Source organism: Pedobacter psychroterrae, assembly GCF_004331695.1.
Taxonomy (GTDB): Bacteria; Bacteroidota; Bacteroidia; order Sphingobacteriales; family Sphingobacteriaceae; genus Pedobacter; species Pedobacter psychroterrae.
This window is the reverse complement of sequence record NZ_SJSL01000002.1, coordinates 317,646-338,109: the sequence shown is the minus strand read 5'-3', so window position 1 is coordinate 338,109 and position 20,464 is coordinate 317,646. Positions and strand designations below refer to the sequence as shown.

The following is a 20,464-nucleotide window of genomic DNA, read 5'->3' as shown; positions in this document are numbered from 1 at the left end:
AAGGACTAGCTAGGAGGATCTTGCCTCAAAAGATATTCTAATTGTTTATTTGCTATCAGGAGCTTTTCTGTTAGTTCTCTATTTTCTTTTCTAAGCATATAAATTTCAAAGGCTTTTTCAATATTGATCTGCAAATCGTCTTCTCTCCATGGCTTTTGAATATACTTATAAACCTGCCCTCTATTTATCGCATCAATAACAGCATTAATATCGGCATATCCGGTAAGCAATATACGTATTGGTTCAGGAAAATCAGGGATGATTGATTCAAGAAATTCAATTCCGGTAGTTACGGGCATGCGCTGATCCGTAACGATAACATGGATATCCTCAGTTTCAAGAATCTTCCGCCCTTCTACCGCTGATTCAGCTGTAAATACATTAAATAGTCGCCTAAAACCCGCCTTAAAGGAATTCAGATTATGAATCTCGTCATCTACATACAAAACATTTACTGATGCATCGGAATTCATATAATGCGATTATAGTTTTGGCCTAAAAAATATTTCTAATTAAATCTATGAAATTTTTTGAAAAACTACAATAATGAAATTGAGCGATGCTAAGGGGTTAAGGTTTTACTGCCTCATATCTGTATTAAAACCACTAAACTGCGCCTTTAACGTTCCCTGATATAATAATTTTACTATGCGATTACACTAGATCAGGACAATAATTTTTGCCGCAGCATAAATTCAAGCTGTTCGTTAACCCGCAATAGATCGGCATTCAACTGTTTGTTCTCTTTTCTTAAAGCAAATATTTCGTAAGCTTTTTCCAGATTAAAGCGCAATTCTATCTCCTGCCATGGTTTGGTGATATACAGGTACACTTGCCCTTTATTGATGGCATCTATTACAGCAGAAATATCTGAATATCCGGTAAGCAATATCCTTATGGGATCTGGATAGGTATGGATGATCGACTCTAAAAACTGCACCCCTGTCATCTGGGGCATCCGCTGGTCGGTAACAATAATATGAATATCATTCTTTTCCTGCAAAATGGTAAGCGCCTCAGCTGCCGACTGTGCAGTATATACATTAAATAATCTCCTGAATGAAGCTTTGAATGCATTTAAGTTGTGTTCCTCATCATCAATATAAAGTATATTTATTACCTGCTTTTCCATAAATGCCGTAAAGTTAGCTAATTGATAATTCTATTGAGAAGTTAAATTACGGCTAAATATAGCTATTTTTGCAATAAGTGATAAAGTAATTAAAATAATTAGGGGTTAAATTCTTATTTCGTAAAATGTTATTACCTGAAAATCAATATACCAAGGTCGATCTTTCTGTTGAACCATTATTTTTCAGAATTTATCTGGAAAAGGATAAAAGCAAACTGGAAGAATTATTAAAGCAAAAACCCCACATTAAGATATATGATCAAATCAGTACACAATTAGATGACCTGATGAAATCTAAGTTTCCAAAGAAAAAACCTGAGCCCGATGAAATGGAAGCGCTAAAGGCTGCGCATGTCGGAAATTTATCTATGCAGGAATATGGTGTATGGGTGTACTATCCCTGGGTAGAAAGATTGCTGCATTTGCTGGATGAAGAAGAGTTTGTTGAAATGAGGACAAACCGCAATATTTATAAAATTACACGTGAGGAAAGGGATGTGCTTGGTAGACAAAAAATCGGTGTTGTGGGCCTTTCCGTAGGTCAGTCTATTTCCGTCACTATGGCGATGGAGAGAAGTTTCGGCGAAATCAGACTTGCAGATTTCGATCTTTTGGAACTTACGAACCTTAACCGCATAAGAACGGGATTGCATAACCTGGGACTTCCGAAAGTAGTAATTGTAGCCAGGGAGATCAAAGAAATTGATCCTTTTTTGAAAGTAACCTTGTTTAAAGATGGGATGACTGAAGAAAATATGGACCGCTTCTTTTGCGAAGGTGGTAAACTGGATATTATTGTAGATGAGTGTGACGGACTGGACATCAAAATTTTACTGAGACATAAAGCAAAGTCGCTGGGAGTACCTGTAGTTATGGATGCAAGTGATAGAGGTACTTTAGATGTGGAAAGGTTCGACCTGGAGCCAGACAGACCGATACTTCATGGCCTGATAGACCATCTTGACCACACCAAGGTGAAATATATGAAAACCAATGAAGACAAAGTACCCTATATGCTGCCTATGGTAGGCCTGCACACCATGTCTGAAAGATTAAAGGCATCTATGGTAGAGGTAGGACAATCTATAAGTACCTGGCCGCAGCTGGCCTCTGCAGTAACGCTCGGTGGTGCCCTGGGTGCTGATGTATGCCGAAGAATTGCATTAGACCAGTACCATGATTCGGGAAGGTACTTTGTAGACCTTGAAGAGTTGGTGGGCGACAAAAATCCCTCACCTGATGAGCGCTATGTAGTTAAGGATTACTGCGCTAAACCCCTTCTGCCAGAAGAAATGCGCGATACTACAACACCTCTGGTAAACAAGTCTTTTATTTTGAACAAACAGCAAATAGAACAATTAGTGTCTGCAGCAATACTGGCACCCTCGGCTGGCAATAACCAGCCATGGATGTGGTATGCTAACCAGGGAAATCTGTTTCTATTTCATAACCAGACTGTATCTGTATCCTGGAGCGATTTTGATGAAATTACATCAAACATCTCTTTCGGTGCTGCTATAGAAAACTTAAAAATAGAAGCCGGAAAACTGGGATTGCAGGTTGCATCTTCTTTCTTTCCAGTTAAGGAAAACAAAAGACTGGCAGCCGCCTTTACTTTCTCCACAAGTGAAATCGCTTATGGTAAAGAACTTGCTCCGGGAATAGCACTAAGGCTTACAAACAGAAAAAAGGGAAACGGTCAGAAATTAAGCAGGGAAATTATTGCTTCACTTAAGTCTGTTGCAGAATTAAGTGACGGGGCTGTACTGGAGATAGTAGAAAATGATGAGGACGTCCAGAAAATTGCCGACATTGTTGCGAAGGTGGAGCGCATGCGGTTTTTATATCCGCAAGGTCACCACGAATTTTACAACAGCGAGTTGCGGTGGACAGATGAGGAAGCGCTAGAAACAAAAACAGGGCTGGATATTAGGAGTCTCGAACTTTCAGAATCCGAAAAGGCTGGTTTATTTGTAGCGAAAAGTCCGGGCGTAATCAAATTGCTGAACGAATGGGGAGGCGGGGCAGCATTTGAAAAATTATCAAAGACTGCGGTCCTTTCTTCGGCAGGAATTGGTCTTATCACTATGCCTGAATACAGTGCGGAAAATTTTATTAAAGGCGGCGAAGCGGTTCAAAGAGTATGGCTAACCGCTAATTTAAATGGTTTGTCTATTCATCCTGTATCTGCCCCAATATTTTTCCTGGCAAGATTAAATGAAGGGAATGGTGCTGAAATGACGACAGATATGATCAAAGAACTAGAAGAGTTGGAAGCAACACTAAATAAGATATTTTCTTCATTAGAAAAAAAACAAGGTATATTTATGTTTAGATTATCCTATGCAGATGATGCATCTGTAAGGTCGTTCAGAAAACCAGTAGAAGAAATTCTCCAGTTTAATTAATATGGTACTAAAATTTAGAGCTTTTAAGGCCACACATGATCCTGAAACTTGCAAGAACTTCCTCAAAGGACATGTGAGTGTACTTGAGGATTATGGAATTACCAATATTACTACGAATAATAATTTGTGGATGGACATGGACTGTGTATGGGGTGTTGTTGCGGAAACTGAGGATGGAGAGATGGTAGGTGGCATAAGGGTACAACTAGCTGATGGGATTCACCCTTTGCCGGTCGAAAAGGCTGTGGGTTATATGGACCCTACGCTCTACGACATGGTAAAACAGTTTATTCCCGAAGGTGTTGGCGAGCTTTGTGCACTATGGAATGCCAAGAAAGTGGCGGGTATGGGTATCAGCATCTTACTTACCCGTGCAGGAATAGCTATTACCAACCAGATTAAGTGTAAAACATTAATGGGAATTTGCGGGGGGTACACCTTGAAAATGTTTAAAAAAGTGGGATTTGTAATTGACAATACACTTGGAAATGGCGGAGAATTCATTTATCCAAACGAAGAGTACATAGCATGGGTTCTAGGTATTTTGAATGCAAAGGAACTGGAAACTGCCGAAGATTATGACAGGGAACGCATGCTTAGCTTAAGGAATACTCCTGTACAAGAATTTACAGAACCTTCAAAAAATAATGAAGTCGTTGAAATAAAATACAATCTCTTAATTCCAATTAAATCAACTGGTAATGAGTAAAAAGTGGCTGCTGATAATTTTCCTATCCATTAATATTTCTACAGTATTATGTGCGGATATTGTCATAAAAAAGAATGACAATAAGGTAACCGATGCTAGGCTAAACATAGGAACAGAACTATATTATTATAAGGATAAAACCAACATACTGAAAGTTGATGAGGTTGCCACAAGAACAGATTTTGTAAAAAGCGAAAAGTCGGTACTTAACTTTGGTGTGCACGATTATTCGATCTGGATTAAGTTTTCCGTTAAAAATGACAGCGATAATGCAGACCTCACGTTGCAGATAGAACAGCCTCAATTAGATGAAATAGCGCTATATAGAAAAACAAACACAGGATACGAGGTCACTAAAGCCGGTGAAAAACTGGATTTTAAGGAAAGGGCTTACAATGATCCCTCCTATATTTTTAAACTTAAGGTTTTACCTGGCACAAAAGGTGACTATTTTCTCAGGATTCAGAGCAGTGATAACATGCAGCTCCCTATTTTTTTAGGCACGGAAAAAGTAATCCTGGAGTCTGCCAAAAGCAAATATTTAATATCAGGCTTATACCTCGGTATTATGATATCCATGCTGCTCTATAATCTTTTTATCTATTTCACTGTAAGAGACAACAACTACTTATATTATGTGGTTTATCTTACCGTTGTCATTCTGACGCAGGCAGGACTTCAGGGCTTCACTTTTCAATATCTATGGCCTGACAGCAGCACGATGGCCATTTATAGTTCTTTCATCTTCCCGGCACTTGTGGGGATTACAGCCCTACAGTTTGAACGGCATTTTCTTCGAACTAAAGAATGGCTTCCTCGCACGGACAAGTTTGCCATCATCTTCATTCTTCTGTATGTATCGGCAGTTATACTGGCTTTCTTTTCGAAGTTTACGATTGCGTTGAATATGATTGACATAATCGCTTCTGCTACATCGTTGTATATGCTTTATATGGCTATCAAGATTAGTATAAAGGGTTACAGACCCGCCACATTCTTCCTAGTCTCCTGGTCGGTATTTTTAGTGGGTGTTGTTGTATTTATTTTAAAGAATTTTGGGATTTTACCTTATAATAATTTCACCAATTACACCATGCCTTTTGGCTCTGCACTGGAAGTAACCCTCCTTTCTTTTGCATTGGCAGATAAAATCAACATTTTCAAAAAAGAAAAAGAAGAATCACAGGCAGAAGCGTTGCGCGTGTCATTAGAGAACGAAAAACTGATCCTTGAACAAAACGTTGAATTGGAAAGAAAAGTAAATGAGCGTACGCTGGAATTACAGGAATCAAACAGTGTACTTGAAGTTACTTTAACTGATCTTAAAGAGGCCCAAAGTCAGCTGGTAGACGCTGAAAAAATGGCGGGATTGGGTCAGCTTACCGCTGGCATAGCTCATGAGATCAACAACCCAATCAACTTTGTTACTTCTAACATTAAACCTCTGGAACTGGATATCATCGACCTTAATTCAGTGATTGACATGTATGAGAAACTTGATTTGAATGATGACTTGCGACCTCAAATATCCAAAATCGAGTCTTACAAGAAGCAAATTGATATTGAGTTTGTAAGAGAAGAAATTAAATCACTACTTTCTGGAATAGGAGAAGGCGCTAAAAGAACGGCAGAAATTATCAGAAGTCTGAAGAATTTTAGCAGGTTAGATGAAAACGACACCAAGCCTGTAGACCTTAATGAAGGACTGGAATCTACACTGGTACTTGTTAAGAGTACATTTCCTGACCATATGAAATTGGATAAAGATTTTGGAAACATTCCAAAGGTGGAATGCTTACCAGGAAAAATTAACCAAGTATTTATGAATTTAATAACCAACGCAATACATGCCATTAAATCTATGCCACAAGCTGGTGAAGGTACTTTGTCAATTAAAACATGGGCAGAGGATAATCATGTAAAAATCAGCATTAAAGATACAGGAACTGGTATGCCGGAAGAAGTGAAGCAAAGAATATTCGAACCATTTTTCACCACCAAAGATGTTGGTGAAGGAACAGGTTTGGGTTTATCAATTGTTTTCAGAATTATAGAAAATCATCACGGAAATATAGATGTTATCACAAAAGTAAATAAAGGTACAGAATTTATTATTACCTTGCCTGTAAACTCACAATAACAAATTATATTATGAACGCGCCAACAGTCAGGGTTCTGTATATTGATGATGAAGAAAACAATTTACATGCATTTAAAGCAAGCTTTAGAAGGCAGTATGAAATCTATATAGCCAATTCCGCAGCCGAAGGCTTGAAAATTCTTCAAAATGTTTCTGTCCATGTAGTTATTGCCGACCAAAAAATGCCCCAAACTACTGGTGTGGAATTTTTCAAAAACATAGCTGAAACCTACCCTGATCCGGTCAGGATATTATTAACGGGTTATACTGATATTGAGGCCCTTGCTGATGCAATTAACCATGGAGATATCTATAGATATATTACCAAACCCTGGAATGACCTGGAATTGCATAATTCTATTAAAAATGCATATGACGCATATAAAACAAAAATAGATCTTAGAAATAAGATTGCTGAGCTGGAAAAAACGAACAATGAACTAAATAGATTTATCTACAGTATTTCTCACGAACTGCGCGCGCCACTGGTTTCTACACTTGGAATTGTAAACGTAGTAAAATTGGAAGGCTTATTTGATGAGAATGAATATTGGCGTCTGATTGAAACCTGCTCCAATAAACTTGATTATTACATCCAGAAAACGCTCCAGTATTATAAAAATAACAAAAATATATCTGAGATTACACCAATAGATTTTTCCAAGGTTGTACCTGAGCTGATTGAGCTTTATTCGTACGTAGATAAAGAAACCAATTTTCACGTAGACATTAAACAGGAGGAGACCTTTTATGGGGATGCTTTTAGAATTGAAGTAATATTAGGCAATTTGATATCCAATGCAATAGCTTACCAGAAGGAGAGTGAGGAGAATAAAAAAGTAAATATTACTGTATCGGTGAACCGCAGTAGTGCCGAGATTACGATCAGTGATAATGGTATGGGTATTTTAAATGAACATCTTGAAAAAATATTTACGCAGTTCTTCAAAAGCAAGACCAACCATGGCAGTGGATTAGGACTGTTCATTGTAAAAGAAGCACTGAATAAAATCGATGGAAAAATATCTGTTAGTTCGGATACAACAGATGGTACAACTTTTATAATCACTATTCCAAATGTTAAATAAGTACAGAAAGGTAATGTTGATAGATGATAATGAAGTGGATTTGAAGATCAACTCAAAAATCATTACTATATCTAAATTATTTGATGAAATTATTTTATGTAAATCAGGAGAAGAAGGCTTGTCTTATCTCAACAATCACATTGACGATGAGGAAAATTTACCAGATTTTATTCTGCTGGATATACAAATGCCAGAAATGGATGGATTTGAATTCTTAGAAGTTTTTAAAAAATTCCCTAAACCACTAAAGGACAAATGCTTAATTGCCATACTATCCTCTACACTTGATTTTGGTGATATTAAAAAGGCAGAAGCAAGCCGTTACGTAATTAAACTATTAAAAAAGCCCCTTTTTCCGAAGGAGCTTGAAGAAGTCTTGAACAGGTATCTAATTAATTAGCCGTTTTTTCTGCTGGCATGTTTAATGGGGTTCCAGTCTTAACAGGGATACCAAAATTTGGAGTACCATCTGAGTTCCATGTAAATTTTTGAGCTCTTGGTGAACGAAAACCCCCACAACCCTGACCCGGTTTATCATTGGCATGGTACAAGATCCAATCCTCTTTTCCATCTGGAGATTTAAAAAAAGAGTTGTGTCCAGGGGCATATACTCCATTTTCTAAAGAACTCTTAAAGACAGGCTCGGCAGATTTTGTCCAGGACTTAGGATCTAATAGGTTACTTTTGATTGATGCAGTCAGCATCCCCAATGCATAGTGATCGGTCCAACAACCGCTGGCAGAATAAATGATAAAGATCTTATTCTTATGTACTAAAAATTGGGGGCCTTCATTTACATCAACATGCTTCAAGTTGGGCTCATCCAAATCTCCATGCTTTTCCCATGGATATTCAGGGCTAGACAATTTTACCCTGGGACGATCTACAGTCCACGGATTTTTAAGTTTTGCAATATAGATCTCTTGTTTACCATTGGCATCCCCCTCCCATCCAGACCAGATCATATATAATTTTCCTTTATGTTCAATTACATCTCCGTCTATAGCCCATTTATTGGTCTCATCTGTGATCTGTCCCTTAAAAGTCCATTCTCCCTGCATGGGATCCGCCGAAGCATTCTCCAGTACATACATTCTGTGATTGATATTATTGCTGCCATCTGCGGCGAAATAGGCATACCATTTCCCCTGCAAAAACATGACTTCAGGTGCCCATAAATTCTTAGAATAAGGGCCGGTTTTTGGAGGGGTCCAGATTACTTTATGAGGAGCTTCCTTTATACCATCAATGGTTTTAGATTTGTAGAGAACTATATTTCTTCCTGTTGTATGTGTGTAGTAATAATACCCGTCTTTATAAAAACTATACGGATCTGCTCCGGATGGTAAAAGAGGATTGGTAAAGGTTTGCGCTTGTAGACTTGTAATAGCAAACACTACAAAAAGTATCGTTAGGATTCTATTCATTTGATTATTGCTATTTATTGATGTAGAAAGATTGGCTAAAAGCGCCATTAGCAGCAATATCCCAGGCTTCTACTCTCGCCCAAGTACGTCCTTTAAGCATTGTTTTGAATTGGAACAACTGTTCTCCAAATGCCTTGGTTTTAGCTAAATCTATTTTATGACGGTAAACTTTATTACCATCCCCAGAAATTACTTCTATGTAGTTCATTGGAAATGTCCAAAGCAACTTTAAACTTACATCTACATAACCATCTTTATCTAGTGAAAGTGTTTCGCCTGAGCGCTTATGATTAATACTGAGTTCAGCCATAAGCACCTCCCCTGTAGACCCAAAAAATTTACCTTTCTGCATGGCATCCACAACAGGTTGCCAGCCATTTTTAAACTGAGGCAATTGATCCATCATCAGATAATTCACATTCATATGCGCGTACATTTCATTTTGAGGTGTAATGGTAAAAAGATCAGCCTCTGTAATCACAGTTTTTTTAAAGCCCCAATTATTCATGTCATCCATAAGATCAAGCACCCTCTTCCCCAATTTAGGTTCCGACAGATCGGCCGGCATTGCTTTCCACGCTGCCCCCATAAATCTGTCTGATTTAAAGAAATCTTCATGATTATATATATCTGGTGCATTTACAGATCCTTTAGTACGCGCATGCGCCGTCCATGCCAATCCCTTCTCTTCTTCCAAAAGTTTTAACATATCTTTCTTATCACCTATATGATAAACTTTTCCATAGCCCGGTTTATCTTCGACAAAGGGATCTTCGTTTTTTCGCGACATAATCCAATACACGGGCTTGGGAAAGATCTGCAGCCAGTGGCCGCCAAAGAATTCATTAGGTTCCTCTCCCGGCATCAATAAAAATTGTCCGTCCGACAATCGTTCACACTGTTCAAACAGTGATTTTAATTCTAATAATCGCTGAGGGTCAGGGCCCCTTGGATGCGCTGTATAATGAAATTCGCCCAGGTGAACCATATCTACCCCCATTTTTTTAAAAACCTTCACAAAATCCGGAGAATCAGGAATCGGCTTATTAGCCAGGACCACACTCATGATAAACTCGTTATGAAAATGACTGGACATAGTTTTGAAGCCGGGTAACTTAGCGTAACTATCATTATTTGTAAACCGTTTTACAGAAGCTATTGCATCTGCATCACCAGTTTCACTAAGCAGGCAGAAAAAATTCAACCGTTGTTGGGTATTGGGAGGTGCATTAAACCAAGGCACAAACCTACGGTCACCCTCAAGTTCCTGACGGATACCTATTCCATATCCATTAATCATTTTCCGGTATTTGTCTCCATGCCAAATAAATTTTAAGTTAAAAGCCTCATCCAACGGATAAAAGTACTGATGTGGGGCTGGAAAAAGGGCCAGGCTGCCATCTTGGCCTTGAGCTGTGATGGTACGGTACTTAACAGCAAGGTTTTGAGCGGTATCGCTATATTTTACTGCTGCACGCTTAAGGCTATCATTTGTATTTATCCAAGAAATATTTTTCCAATTATTTGCTCTGCTAACCAGACCGGCATCGTAAACAATAGCAGTGGCATCTACCTGTGTAGCCATCACTGCAGCAATATTGAACAGCGGACTACCATTGTAAAAAGTTATCTCCAAATTGCCGGAAAAGCGATCGGCTGTCAGGCTGCTTATCGTGACTATTGTACGGCTCCCAATGGTTTTAACAAACGCAGAAGACTTTTTGAGAACAATATTGAAAGTTTTGTAAGGCCTGATGGGTACCTTATCGAAAAATATGTTCCAGCCGTTCTGAGACATTAAATCTCTTTTGCCAATGCTAAGCAGGAATGCAGGATCAAGATCTGTAGAGATTACCTTTTGTGTTGCACTCTTGCTTATTGATATAGATTTAAATAGTGGTTTACCGCTTTGTAGGTCAAAATCAACCATCCCAAAGCTATTATTTCCAACTGGCCATTTAATCTTCAGAATTTTTTGTTGGTAGGTTACACTAGCCTCACCTCCAGTGTTGAATTTTTCAAGATTTACAGGAATCTGCGCAAATGCAATTGACGAATAGCATAGACCAGCTATTAGTAGATAAATAAATTTAGGTTTCATTCAATTAAGGTACTATTACTTTTTTAATAATTGGCAACTTAACCATTAACCAGCATATTTTTTTGAGATTTTCTTGATTTACTGATAGCCAAAAACATTCATTATGGACAACGGACTGGTACGGGCATGCTCAGCAACTTTAACAACATTTCCTATTATTATAATCGCAGGATTGCTCAGTCCGGCAGTAAATGATGCATGAGGCAGGTCCTTAACCTTACAGCTCAGATGCTGTTGTGTAGATAGACTGGCATGTTGTATAACAGCTGCAGGCATATCCCCCTTACCTGATGTGATATAAGCCGTGGCTATTTCCATCAGCTTCTTCATTCCCATATAAATGACTACTGTAGCTTTACTTTTTATGGCCAACTGAAGATCCGACGACAATGAACCATCTTTTTTAGTCCCTGTTATAGCCCATACACTTTCACTTACTCCGCGATGTGTAAGGGGAATATCACATAACCCCGAAGCCTGCATACTACTTATTCCAGGTATAAACTCCGTTTCAATGCCTTGCTTACGCGCGAAAATTACTTCTTCAAACCCTCTTCCAAAAATAAAAGGATCTCCACCTTTTAAACGTAACACATTTCCCCGAGTAAAGGCATAGTGTTTTATTAACTGATGAATAGTATCCTGAGTTGTATAATCTTCATAAGGCTTTTTACCAACATAAATTTTTTCACAGCGATCAGCAGCAAGGTCAAGCAACTCCTTACAAGCAAGATTATCATATAATATCACATCTGCTTTCTGCAATGCCTTATATCCTTTAATGGTAACTAATTCCGGATCTCCTGGGCCGGCCCCCATTACACATAAATACGGTTTCATAGAGAAAATTTTAATAAAACACCAAAAAACAAACAATAATCAATAATTATACTATTAATTTTCAATAAAAGTACAAATTAATATGACATTAATCATTTTTTAACAAAAAAATGCAAGAATATCACAATTTAATATCACAAAATGCATAACTAAACACAAAAACACATATTAAAATTGAATATTTTATTATAAATATCATATTATTTTATGTTTTTATATATAAAAAACTATATTTGACATAAATAAAATCATAAAAATAATATTTAAGTAAATAATAAAACAAAAAACAACCACAAATGGAACAAAAAAATGTAGTTATCATAGGAAATGGAATGGTTGGGCATAAATTCTGCGAAAAATTAGCAACAAAATCTACATCCTTTCGGTTAATTGTATTTGGTGAAGAACCAATAAGAGCATATGACCGTGTTCATTTAAGTGAATACTTTAATGGAAAAAGTGCTGAAGACCTTTCCTTATGTGCCAGTGACTGGTACAAAAATCAAAATATAACCCTACACCTCAATGATCCTGTAAAAGAAATTGACAGGATCAACAAAACAGTTCACTCAAGCAGAGGATTAACTGTTAATTATGACTATTTGATTTTAGCTACGGGTTCTTCCGCTTTTGTACCTGACATTCCTGGTATTGAAAAAGAAGGGGTCTTTGTATACCGTACAATCGAGGATCTGAAACTCATCAGAAATTACGCTGCCTCTGCAAAAAAGGGAGCTGTTTTGGGGGGTGGGTTATTAGGGCTGGAAGCGGCCAAGGCACTAATGGACCTTCAGTTGCATGAAACACATGTAATAGAATTTGCTCCACGTCTGATGCCTAGGCAAATTGATAGCGCAGGCAGTCACATGCTTCAATCAATGCTAACCGACCTCGGTCTTTCAATCCATCTAAATAAAGGCACAAGTAGCATCGAAGGGGTCGATCGAATTGAATCACTAAAATTTAATGATGGAAGCGAGCTGTCTGTAGACATGCTGGTAATATCTGCCGGCATCAGACCAAGGGATGAATTGGCTAGATTGTCGGGCATCGATGTTGGAACCAGAGGTGGTATCATGGTAAATGAATATATGCAGACAAGTGATCCAGGGATTTTTGCCATAGGTGAGTGCGCGTTATTTGACCATAATATATATGGTTTAATTGCACCTGGTTATGAAATGGCAGAGGTTGTGGCTAACAAAATATGTGAAGGAACAGACAGAACTTTTAATGGCTTTGACATGAGCACCAAATTAAAACTTATCGGCGTTGACGTAGCGAGTTTTGGTGACCCTTTTATTACTGAGCCTGATGCACGGACAATTGTATTTGAAGATACGCACAACGGGGTTTATAAGCGCGTTAACATTAGTAGTGATGGGAGATATCTACTGGGCGGAATCCTTATAGGCGATGCCGAGGCTTTTAACATGCTTCTGCAGACTGTCAACAACAAAATTATTCTGCCTGCAAATCCTGCTGACCTTATACTGGGTGCTCGTGGTGGTGCTCAGTCAGAAACTGCTGGAATAACTAGCCTTCCAGATGAAGCCCTCATTTGCAGTTGCGAAGGAGTAACTAAAGCGACGATTTGTAACGCTGTATCGGACGATGGATGCGAAACAATAGATGCCTTAAAAAAATGCACAAAAGCTGGAACCGGTTGCGGTGGTTGCGTACCAATGATGAAGGACTTGATGCTTCATACTATGAAACTAAATGGTAAGTACGTAAGAGATGTGGTGTGTGAGCATTTTCAATTGAGCCGACAAGAACTATATGACCTGATAAAGATCCACAACCTAAAGAAATACGAGCAAGTACTGGACACCCTGGGCAAAGGTGATGGTTGCGAGGTATGCAAACCAATGGTATCATCGCTCTTAGCGAGTATCTGGAACGACATGATTCTAAAAAAGGGCAATGATACCGCCCAGGACAGCAATGACCGGTTCCTTGCAAACATTCAGAAGGGCGGCACTTACTCCGTTGTTCCGAGAATACCTGGTGGTGAGATTACTCCTGAGAAATTGATTGTCATTGGTCAGGTAGCTAAGAAATATAATTTGTACACTAAGATTACAGGTGGACAGCGTATAGATATGTTTGGCGCACATTTAAGTGATCTTCCCCTTATATGGGAAGAACTTATAGCCGAAGGCTTTGAGAGCGGACATGCATACGGTAAAGCACTGCGAACTGTGAAAAGCTGCGTAGGAAGCACCTGGTGCCGGTTTGGTCTGCATGATAGTGTCACGTTTGCCATTAGAATAGAAGAACGCTATCGGGGCCTTCGTGCACCGCATAAATTCAAATCTGCAGTAAGTGGTTGCATCCGCGAATGCGCAGAAGCCCAAAGCAAGGATTTTGGAATAATTGCGACCGAAAAGGGATGGAACTTGTACGTATGCGGAAACGGCGGAAGCAAGCCACAGCATGCGCTTTTACTGGCAACAGATCTGGACGGCGACACCTGTATCCAATATATTGACAGATTCTTAATGTTCTACATCAGCACGGCTGATCCACTAACCCGTACAGCTACCTGGCTAAACAAAATGGAAGGCGGCATTGAATATCTGCGCAATGTGGTAGTCTATAATAGCCTTGGTATGGCTGCGCAGTGGGAAACAGAAATGCAAATCCTCGCAAATACCTATGAATGTGAATGGAAAGCCGCCGTAGAAGATCCTGCCATCAGAAAAAGGTTTAGCCATTTCGTAAATGCACCGGAAGAAAAAGATCCAACTGTCAAATTTGATGAAATGAGGGGACAAAAAAAGGCAGCCGATTGGACACTAGTTTAAATATAACATATAACCTATTATCTGAAGATTATGATAGAAACAACGACAAACTGGTTTGCAGCCTGCCGAGTGGAGGATGCTGTTGAAAATGGCGGAGTATGTGTTAAATGTGGCGACGAGCAAATCGCCCTTTTCTACTTCACCCGCAGAAATGAATGGTATGCTACACAGAACTTATGCCCGCACCGCAAGCAAATGGCCCTTAGCAGAGGTATGATCGGATCAGCAGGAGAAGAACCTAAAGTAGCCTGCCCATTCCATAAAAAAACTTTCTCTCTTGCTACCGGTGAGTGCCTGAGCGGCGATGAGTGCGCTCTGCAAACCTACCCCGTAAAAGTAGAAAATGGAATCGTCTATATCGATCCTACGCCAAAATCTTATTAAAACAACCCGACTACCACAAATCAATAAACCAAACCCACATGAAAACTTACCATTATTTCGCTTGCCTAAGCTGCCTGACGCTCGTTCTATGCTTTTCTTCGGTCAAATCACAAACCAAAGCCGTTTTATTTGAAGGCACAATGGTTGTGGGATATGTCGATAAGGGCGGATTTCTCAATTGCATCGGACCGAGTGTTAAGTTAAATCAAAAGGCTTATGCAGTGTTTGCAGGACTGTTGCCCAGCTTAAGAATTAAAGAAGATAAAGTTGCCGCTGGCGCAACAAAGAATACTGATCTGACACCAGGTCTCGGCTTTGGATTGACTGCAGTATTTCGGCACATAGCTGTTCAGCTTCCTTTTTATTATAACCCTAAAACCTCCATCCAAAATGGAAAATGGAACCCTGGCATCGGCTTAGGCTATAAATTTTAACACAAACCACTGTTTACTTATTTACGCTTAAATTATTCGGCATGACATTTAATTCGGCTACAAAACCCTTAGAGAAGCTTAATATATTTTCACTTAAGGGTGTTCAAATGAAAACTTTTCACATCACTTGGCTCACATTCTTTTTCTGCTTTTTTGCATGGTTTGGAATGGCACCTCTAATGAAAATAGCAAGAGAGCAGTTACACCTCACCAAAGATCAGGTCGGAAATATTCAGATTGCCTCAGTCTCGGCAACAATTCTAGCAAGATTATTGATTGGACGACTCATTGATAAATTTGGGCCAAAACTTATCTATACCTGGCTTCTGGTACTTTGTGCCATTCCCGTTCTATTTATTGGAACCAGCCACTCCTATACTTCATTTTTACTTTTCCGACTGGCAATAGGAGTCATTGGCGCATCATTTGTAATTACACAGTTCCATACCTCTATTATGTTTGCCCCCAATATCAAGGGAACTGCAAACGCTACTGCAGGGGGCTTTGGAAATGCGGGTGGTGGTGCGGCCAACCTATTTATGCCACTTATCGCTTCTGGTTTTACGGCTCTTGGTTTTTGCAGCACTGAAGATAGCTGGCGTTTTGCAATGATCTTCCCCGGAGTAATGCTTTTAATCTGTGCATTTCTATACCACCGATACACATTAGACACGCCAGCCGGAGATTTTAAAAACATAAAAGATGAAAGTATACAACACGGCAAAAACACTTTTTTGCTGGCCGCTAAAGATTATCGTACATGGATTTTAACAATTGCTTACGCTGCCTGCTTCGGCGTTGAAATTACTGTAGACAACTTCGCACCTATCTTCTTTACTGACTCATTTGGCGCAACAATAGCGGTAGCAGGAATGGTTGCCGGAATCTTTGGATGGATGAATATCTTTGCCAGGCCACTGGGAGGGATTGTTGCCGATAAAATTGGCAAAAGCTGGGGCTTTGATGGCAAAACACTGCTACTTGCAGTATTACTACTTGTAGAAGGAATCGGTTTAATCTGGTTTGCAAAATCAGGCAATATTGGAATGGCTATCTTTATGATGTTTGTTTTCGGACTGAGTCTGAAGATGGCAAATGGCGCAACTTATAGCCTTGTTCCTTTTATCAATCCGCAGGCAGTAGGCAGTGTAGCCGGCATTGTTGGTGCCGGTGGAAACATAGGAGCCATGCTAATCGCCTTCATGTTCAAAGCCAAAGCCAATCATGCAACGCAAAATGTAGTAGAAAATGGTGCAGGGGTTCAAAAAAATTTAATTGATTATACTGATGCATTTATGTTGCTGGGTTTCATCATTCTGGGAATTGGTGTCGCTGTATTGATTTTCAGAACGGTCATGGCGCATAAAACATCGAATATAAAAGAATTTGCACTTACTCCAGGAGAATAAAAAAATCTGTTAACCCTACTACCTACCATTTGAAAGAGCAGAAGAAAATATCGCCAAAAAAAACCACGACCTGCTGCTACTGCGGAGTAGGTTGCGGTATTGTGGTCAATAAAGATGCTCACGAGCGAATTATCGTAGAAGGGGATAAAAGTCACCCAGTAAACAAAGGAATGCTATGTAGCAAAGGCTTAAATCTACATTACACAGTAAATGATAAAAGTGATCGCCTCCTTTATCCTGAAATGCGTTATAATAAAAACATGCCACTGCAAAGGGTCAGCTGGGATGTGGCTCTGGACAGAACTGTAGCAGTCTTTAAGGCGCTTATTAAGAAGTACGGGCCTGACAGTGTGGCTTTTTATGCAAGCGGACAATGTTTAACTGAAGAATATTACGTGGTAAATAAACTGACAAAGGGCTTTATCGGCAGTAACAACATTGACACTAACAGTCGCCTGTGCATGAGCAGTGCAGTGGTTGGATATAAAATGAGCCTGGGCGAAGATTCTGTACCAATCAGTTATGATGACCTTGAAATTGCTGACTGTATTTTCGTTGCGGGGGCAAATCCTGCCTGGTGTCATCCTATTCTCTGGCGCCGTGTGGAGGCTGCAAAACAAAAGAATCCGGATTTAAAAATTATTGTTAGCGACCCGAGAAAAACACAGACCTGTTCAATTGCGGATATTCACCTGCAACTTAATCCTGGTACAGATATTACGCTCCATCATGCAATAGGACGATGCTTAATTGAAGACGGCAAAATTGACCATGAATTCATCAATAACAAGACGAATGGCTACGAAAATTATCGGTCTTCAGTTTTTCAAACATCATTAACTGATGCAGCAGGAATTTGTGGCATTAAAGAAAGCGACATTCGTTTAGCTGCTTCTTACATCGGCAATGCAAAAGGCTTCATCACCATGTGGACCATGGGCCTCAATCAAAGTGTGATTGGCACTAACAAAAACCTATCCTTAATTAACCTCAACCTAATTACAGGCCACATTGGTAAACCTGGAAGCGGGCCTTTTTCACTTACCGGACAACCTAATGCCATGGGTGGAAGAGAAGTCGGCGGTCTAAGCAATCTGCTTCCCGCCCATCGTATTCTGGCTAATGAGCGCCACCGAAATGAGGTTGAACAATTCTGGCAAATCCCGCTGGGAACCATTAACCCAAAACCAGGGTTAACGGCCACTGAAATGTTTGATGAGCTTAACACAGGCAAACTTAAGGCGATATGGATTTTATGTACCAATCCCTTAATTAGTTTACCCGATGTCCGCAATGCAGAGCAAGGATTAAAGAAAGCAAAGTTTGTGGTTGTTCAGGACATTAGTAATAAAGTAGAAACGCTACAATATGCTGATGTAGTGCTGCCTGCTGCTGCCTGGACAGAAAAAGAAGGCACTATGACAAACGCAGGACGTTATATATCTTATCTCAGTAAAGTAACAAATGCACCGGGAGAAGCTTTAGCAGACTCCGAAATTATTTGTCGCTTTGCCAGAAAAATGGGCTACCATGGCTTTAATTTTAAAGATGCCTCTGAAATATACGCCGAACATGCTGCCCTTACGGAAGGAACAAACATTGACATCAGCGGACTCAACTATCAGATTTTAAAAGAAAAAAGAGCTGTTCAATGGCCATATCCAAAACTTGAAAAAAGACCTGGGACTGCCAGGTTATTTGAGGATCATGAATTTTACACTCCAGATAAAAAGGCAAACATTTTGTCTTTCAGCGACAAAAACCAATCTGAAGCATTAACGCCACAAAATCCCCTAATACTGACCACAGGGAGAATCAGGGATCAATGGCACACCAGAAGTAAAACTGGAAAGGTGAACAAACTTAACCAGCACATTAGTGAGTCCTTTTTAGAAATCAATCCCGACGATGCAACCCCCAGAAACATTAAAGATGCAGATATAGTTGAAATCTCGAGCTTACGCGGAAATGTTCGTGTAAAGGCAAAACTCTCTACCGATATCAAACCTGGCGTCGTCTTTATGCCAATGCACTGGGGTCTGATCCTAAAAAGCGATTTAAACAGGGTAAACAATCTAACAAATAACCTGATAGACCCAATTAGCAAAGAACCCGATTTTAAATATAGTGCTGTCCAGGTAAAACTGTACAAAAAAGAAAGACAAAAGATTATTGTTATTGGTGCAGGAGCCGGCGCATGTGGCTTTGTTAAAAGCTATAGGGCATTAAATACAGAGGATGAGATTGAAATTTTCAGCAAAGAAAGCTTTCCTTTTTACAATAGAGTATTACTGCCAGACTACATTATAGGCACTTTACCATGGCAGAGCCTCATTAAAATGAGTGATATGGAGGAGCTGGACTACAGGATTAAACTCCACCGGGGGTTGAGTATTGAAAAGATCAATAAGGAAGATAAAACCGTAATAGACAGCAACGGAGAAAGCCACCATTATGATGTGCTGCTGCTCGCGACAGGAAGCAGGGCCTTTGTACTTAAAGATGTACCTGCTTTGAATGGTATATTTACAATGCGCAACCGCAATGATGCCGACAATTTCAAAAAACATGCAGATACTACAAATGGAAAAGTAGTAATAGTGGGCGGTGGATTACTTGGAATAGAAATGGCAACATCGCTGGCAGAGAGGGGCTCAAAAGTGACAATCATCCAAAGGATCTCCAGATTGATGGGACGGCAGCTGGATGCCCTGGGTAGTCAGTTACTGCATGAAGAATTGATCAGCAAAGGAATAGAAATCTTTTACAATGATGAAGTAGACCGGGTTCTTGGGGAAAAGAAAATTTCTGGTATTCAGTTGAAAAGTGGTCTGGTAATCGATTGCGAATCCTTAGTGATTGCAATAGGGACAGTTCCGAACATTGAAATGATTAAAGAGGCAGGTATTGACTGTAAAAGAGGTGTAGTCATAGATGAATACCTTCAAACCAGTGCAAAAGATATATATGCGATTGGTGAAATCGCAGAATTTAAAGGGCAACTATACGGCATTACCGCTGCAGCTGAGCAACAGGCAGATATTGTAGCAAGGTTTCTATGTGGGGACATTTCCAAATTTTATCAGGGTAGTTTACTCATGAATATTCTAAAAATGCACAGTTTAGAACTCTGCTCTTTAGGACTGGCTGAAATACCTAACAATGACCCTACATACGAAGAAATTGTTTTTATTGATAAAGCAAAACGGTACTACAAGAAGTGTATTGTACACAACGACCGCCTGGTAGGCGCCATATTAATAGGTGATAAAAATGAGTTTTTAGAATTCCGTAACCTGATCGAAAACAAAATGGAGCTAAGTGAAAAAAGGCTTCAATTGTTAAGAAGCGGAAAAACTGCAGAGCCCATAATCGGTAAAACCGTTTGCAGCTGTAATAATGTAGGCGAAGGCAACCTGATCAACAAAATTAAAGAAGGGTGTAAAGATCACCTGCAACTTTGCCAGCTAACAGGTGCAGGAATGGGCTGCGGCAGTTGCAGACCAGAAGTTAAAGCAATTTTAGATTCATGGACAGATACTTTAAAAGTAAAAACTGTAGCTGTATTAGCATAATAGTTGT

15 protein-coding genes are annotated in these 20,464 nt (G+C 39.4%); 10 read left to right on the top strand and 5 right to left on the bottom strand.

Annotation, left to right across the window (positions count from 1 at the left end; all coding sequences use genetic code 11):
* Window positions 1-5: 5 nt before the first annotated feature.
* Window positions 6-473, bottom strand: a complete 468-nt coding sequence (locus EZ437_RS09795; RefSeq protein WP_131595748.1) for a response regulator — start codon at window positions 471-473, stop codon at window positions 6-8.
* A 191-nt stretch (window positions 474-664) separates the two neighbouring features.
* Window positions 665-1,132 (bottom strand): response regulator, encoded by a 468-nt coding sequence (locus tag EZ437_RS09790; RefSeq protein ID WP_131595747.1) that lies wholly within the window; start codon window positions 1,130-1,132, stop codon window positions 665-667.
* 125 nt (window positions 1,133-1,257) lie between these two features.
* Here EZ437_RS09790 and EZ437_RS09785 point away from each other — a divergent pair, with 125 nt between their 5' ends.
* Genes EZ437_RS09785 through EZ437_RS09765 form a run of 5 tightly spaced genes read left to right on the top strand, consistent with a single transcriptional unit; the run spans window position 1,258 to window position 7,877 of the window.
* Window positions 1,258-3,540, top strand: coding sequence for an Rv1355c family protein (locus tag EZ437_RS09785; RefSeq protein ID WP_131595746.1), 2,283 nt, complete (start codon window positions 1,258-1,260; stop codon window positions 3,538-3,540).
* Between the two features lies 1 nt (window position 3,541).
* Window positions 3,542-4,249, top strand: a complete 708-nt coding sequence (locus EZ437_RS09780) for a hypothetical protein (RefSeq protein WP_131595745.1) — start codon at window positions 3,542-3,544, stop codon at window positions 4,247-4,249.
* Window positions 4,242-6,389 (top strand): sensor histidine kinase, encoded by a 2,148-nt coding sequence (locus EZ437_RS21945; protein ID WP_131595744.1) that lies wholly within the window; start codon window positions 4,242-4,244, stop codon window positions 6,387-6,389. Before EZ437_RS09780 ends, EZ437_RS21945 begins: the two co-directional genes overlap by 8 nt.
* Window positions 6,390-6,400: 11 nt before the next feature.
* On the top strand, window positions 6,401-7,477 hold the full coding sequence (locus EZ437_RS09770; RefSeq protein ID WP_131595743.1) for a hybrid sensor histidine kinase/response regulator: 1,077 nt from the start codon (window positions 6,401-6,403) through the stop codon (window positions 7,475-7,477).
* Window positions 7,467-7,877, top strand: a complete 411-nt coding sequence (locus EZ437_RS09765; RefSeq protein ID WP_131595742.1) for a response regulator — start codon at window positions 7,467-7,469, stop codon at window positions 7,875-7,877. The genes EZ437_RS09770 and EZ437_RS09765 overlap by 11 nt, the downstream gene beginning before the upstream one ends.
* Here EZ437_RS09765 and EZ437_RS09760 read toward each other — a convergent pair.
* The 3 genes from EZ437_RS09760 to cobA all read right to left on the bottom strand — a co-directional run bounded on the left by EZ437_RS09760 (window position 7,870) and on the right by cobA (window position 11,845).
* Window positions 7,870-8,904, bottom strand: a complete 1,035-nt coding sequence (locus tag EZ437_RS09760; protein WP_131595741.1) for a glycoside hydrolase family 43 protein — start codon at window positions 8,902-8,904, stop codon at window positions 7,870-7,872. The two genes, EZ437_RS09765 and EZ437_RS09760, sit on opposite strands and share 8 nt — an antisense overlap.
* 10 nt (window positions 8,905-8,914) lie before the next feature.
* Window positions 8,915-11,005, bottom strand: coding sequence for a CehA/McbA family metallohydrolase domain-containing protein (locus EZ437_RS09755; protein WP_131595740.1), 2,091 nt, complete (start codon window positions 11,003-11,005; stop codon window positions 8,915-8,917).
* Window positions 11,006-11,083: 78 nt separating this feature from the next.
* Window positions 11,084-11,845: a uroporphyrinogen-III C-methyltransferase gene (gene cobA, locus EZ437_RS09750; protein ID WP_131595739.1), complete on the bottom strand. Its 762-nt coding sequence runs from the start codon at window positions 11,843-11,845 to the stop codon at window positions 11,084-11,086.
* Window positions 11,846-12,141: 296 nt separating this feature from the next.
* Here cobA and nirB point away from each other — a divergent pair, with 296 nt between their 5' ends.
* From nirB to EZ437_RS09725, 5 genes are all read left to right on the top strand, one after another.
* Window positions 12,142-14,655, top strand: coding sequence for a nitrite reductase large subunit NirB (nirB, locus tag EZ437_RS09745; RefSeq protein ID WP_131595738.1), 2,514 nt, complete (start codon window positions 12,142-12,144; stop codon window positions 14,653-14,655).
* 30 nt (window positions 14,656-14,685) lie between these two features.
* The gene (gene nirD / locus EZ437_RS09740; RefSeq protein WP_131595737.1) at window positions 14,686-15,039 is read left to right on the top strand and encodes a nitrite reductase small subunit NirD; all 354 of its coding nucleotides are present in this window, start codon (window positions 14,686-14,688) and stop codon (window positions 15,037-15,039) included.
* A 38-nt stretch (window positions 15,040-15,077) separates the two neighbouring features.
* A complete protein-coding gene (locus EZ437_RS09735) occupies window positions 15,078-15,473 on the top strand; it encodes a hypothetical protein (protein ID WP_131595736.1) in 396 nt (131 codons plus the stop codon).
* Between the two features lie 179 nt (window positions 15,474-15,652).
* On the top strand, window positions 15,653-16,882 hold the full coding sequence (locus tag EZ437_RS09730) for an MFS transporter (protein ID WP_394343166.1): 1,230 nt from the start codon (window positions 15,653-15,655) through the stop codon (window positions 16,880-16,882).
* 29 nt (window positions 16,883-16,911) lie between these two features.
* Window positions 16,912-20,457: a nitrate reductase gene (locus EZ437_RS09725; RefSeq protein WP_131595734.1), complete on the top strand. Its 3,546-nt coding sequence runs from the start codon at window positions 16,912-16,914 to the stop codon at window positions 20,455-20,457.
* The last annotated feature ends 7 nt before the right edge of the window (window positions 20,458-20,464 follow it).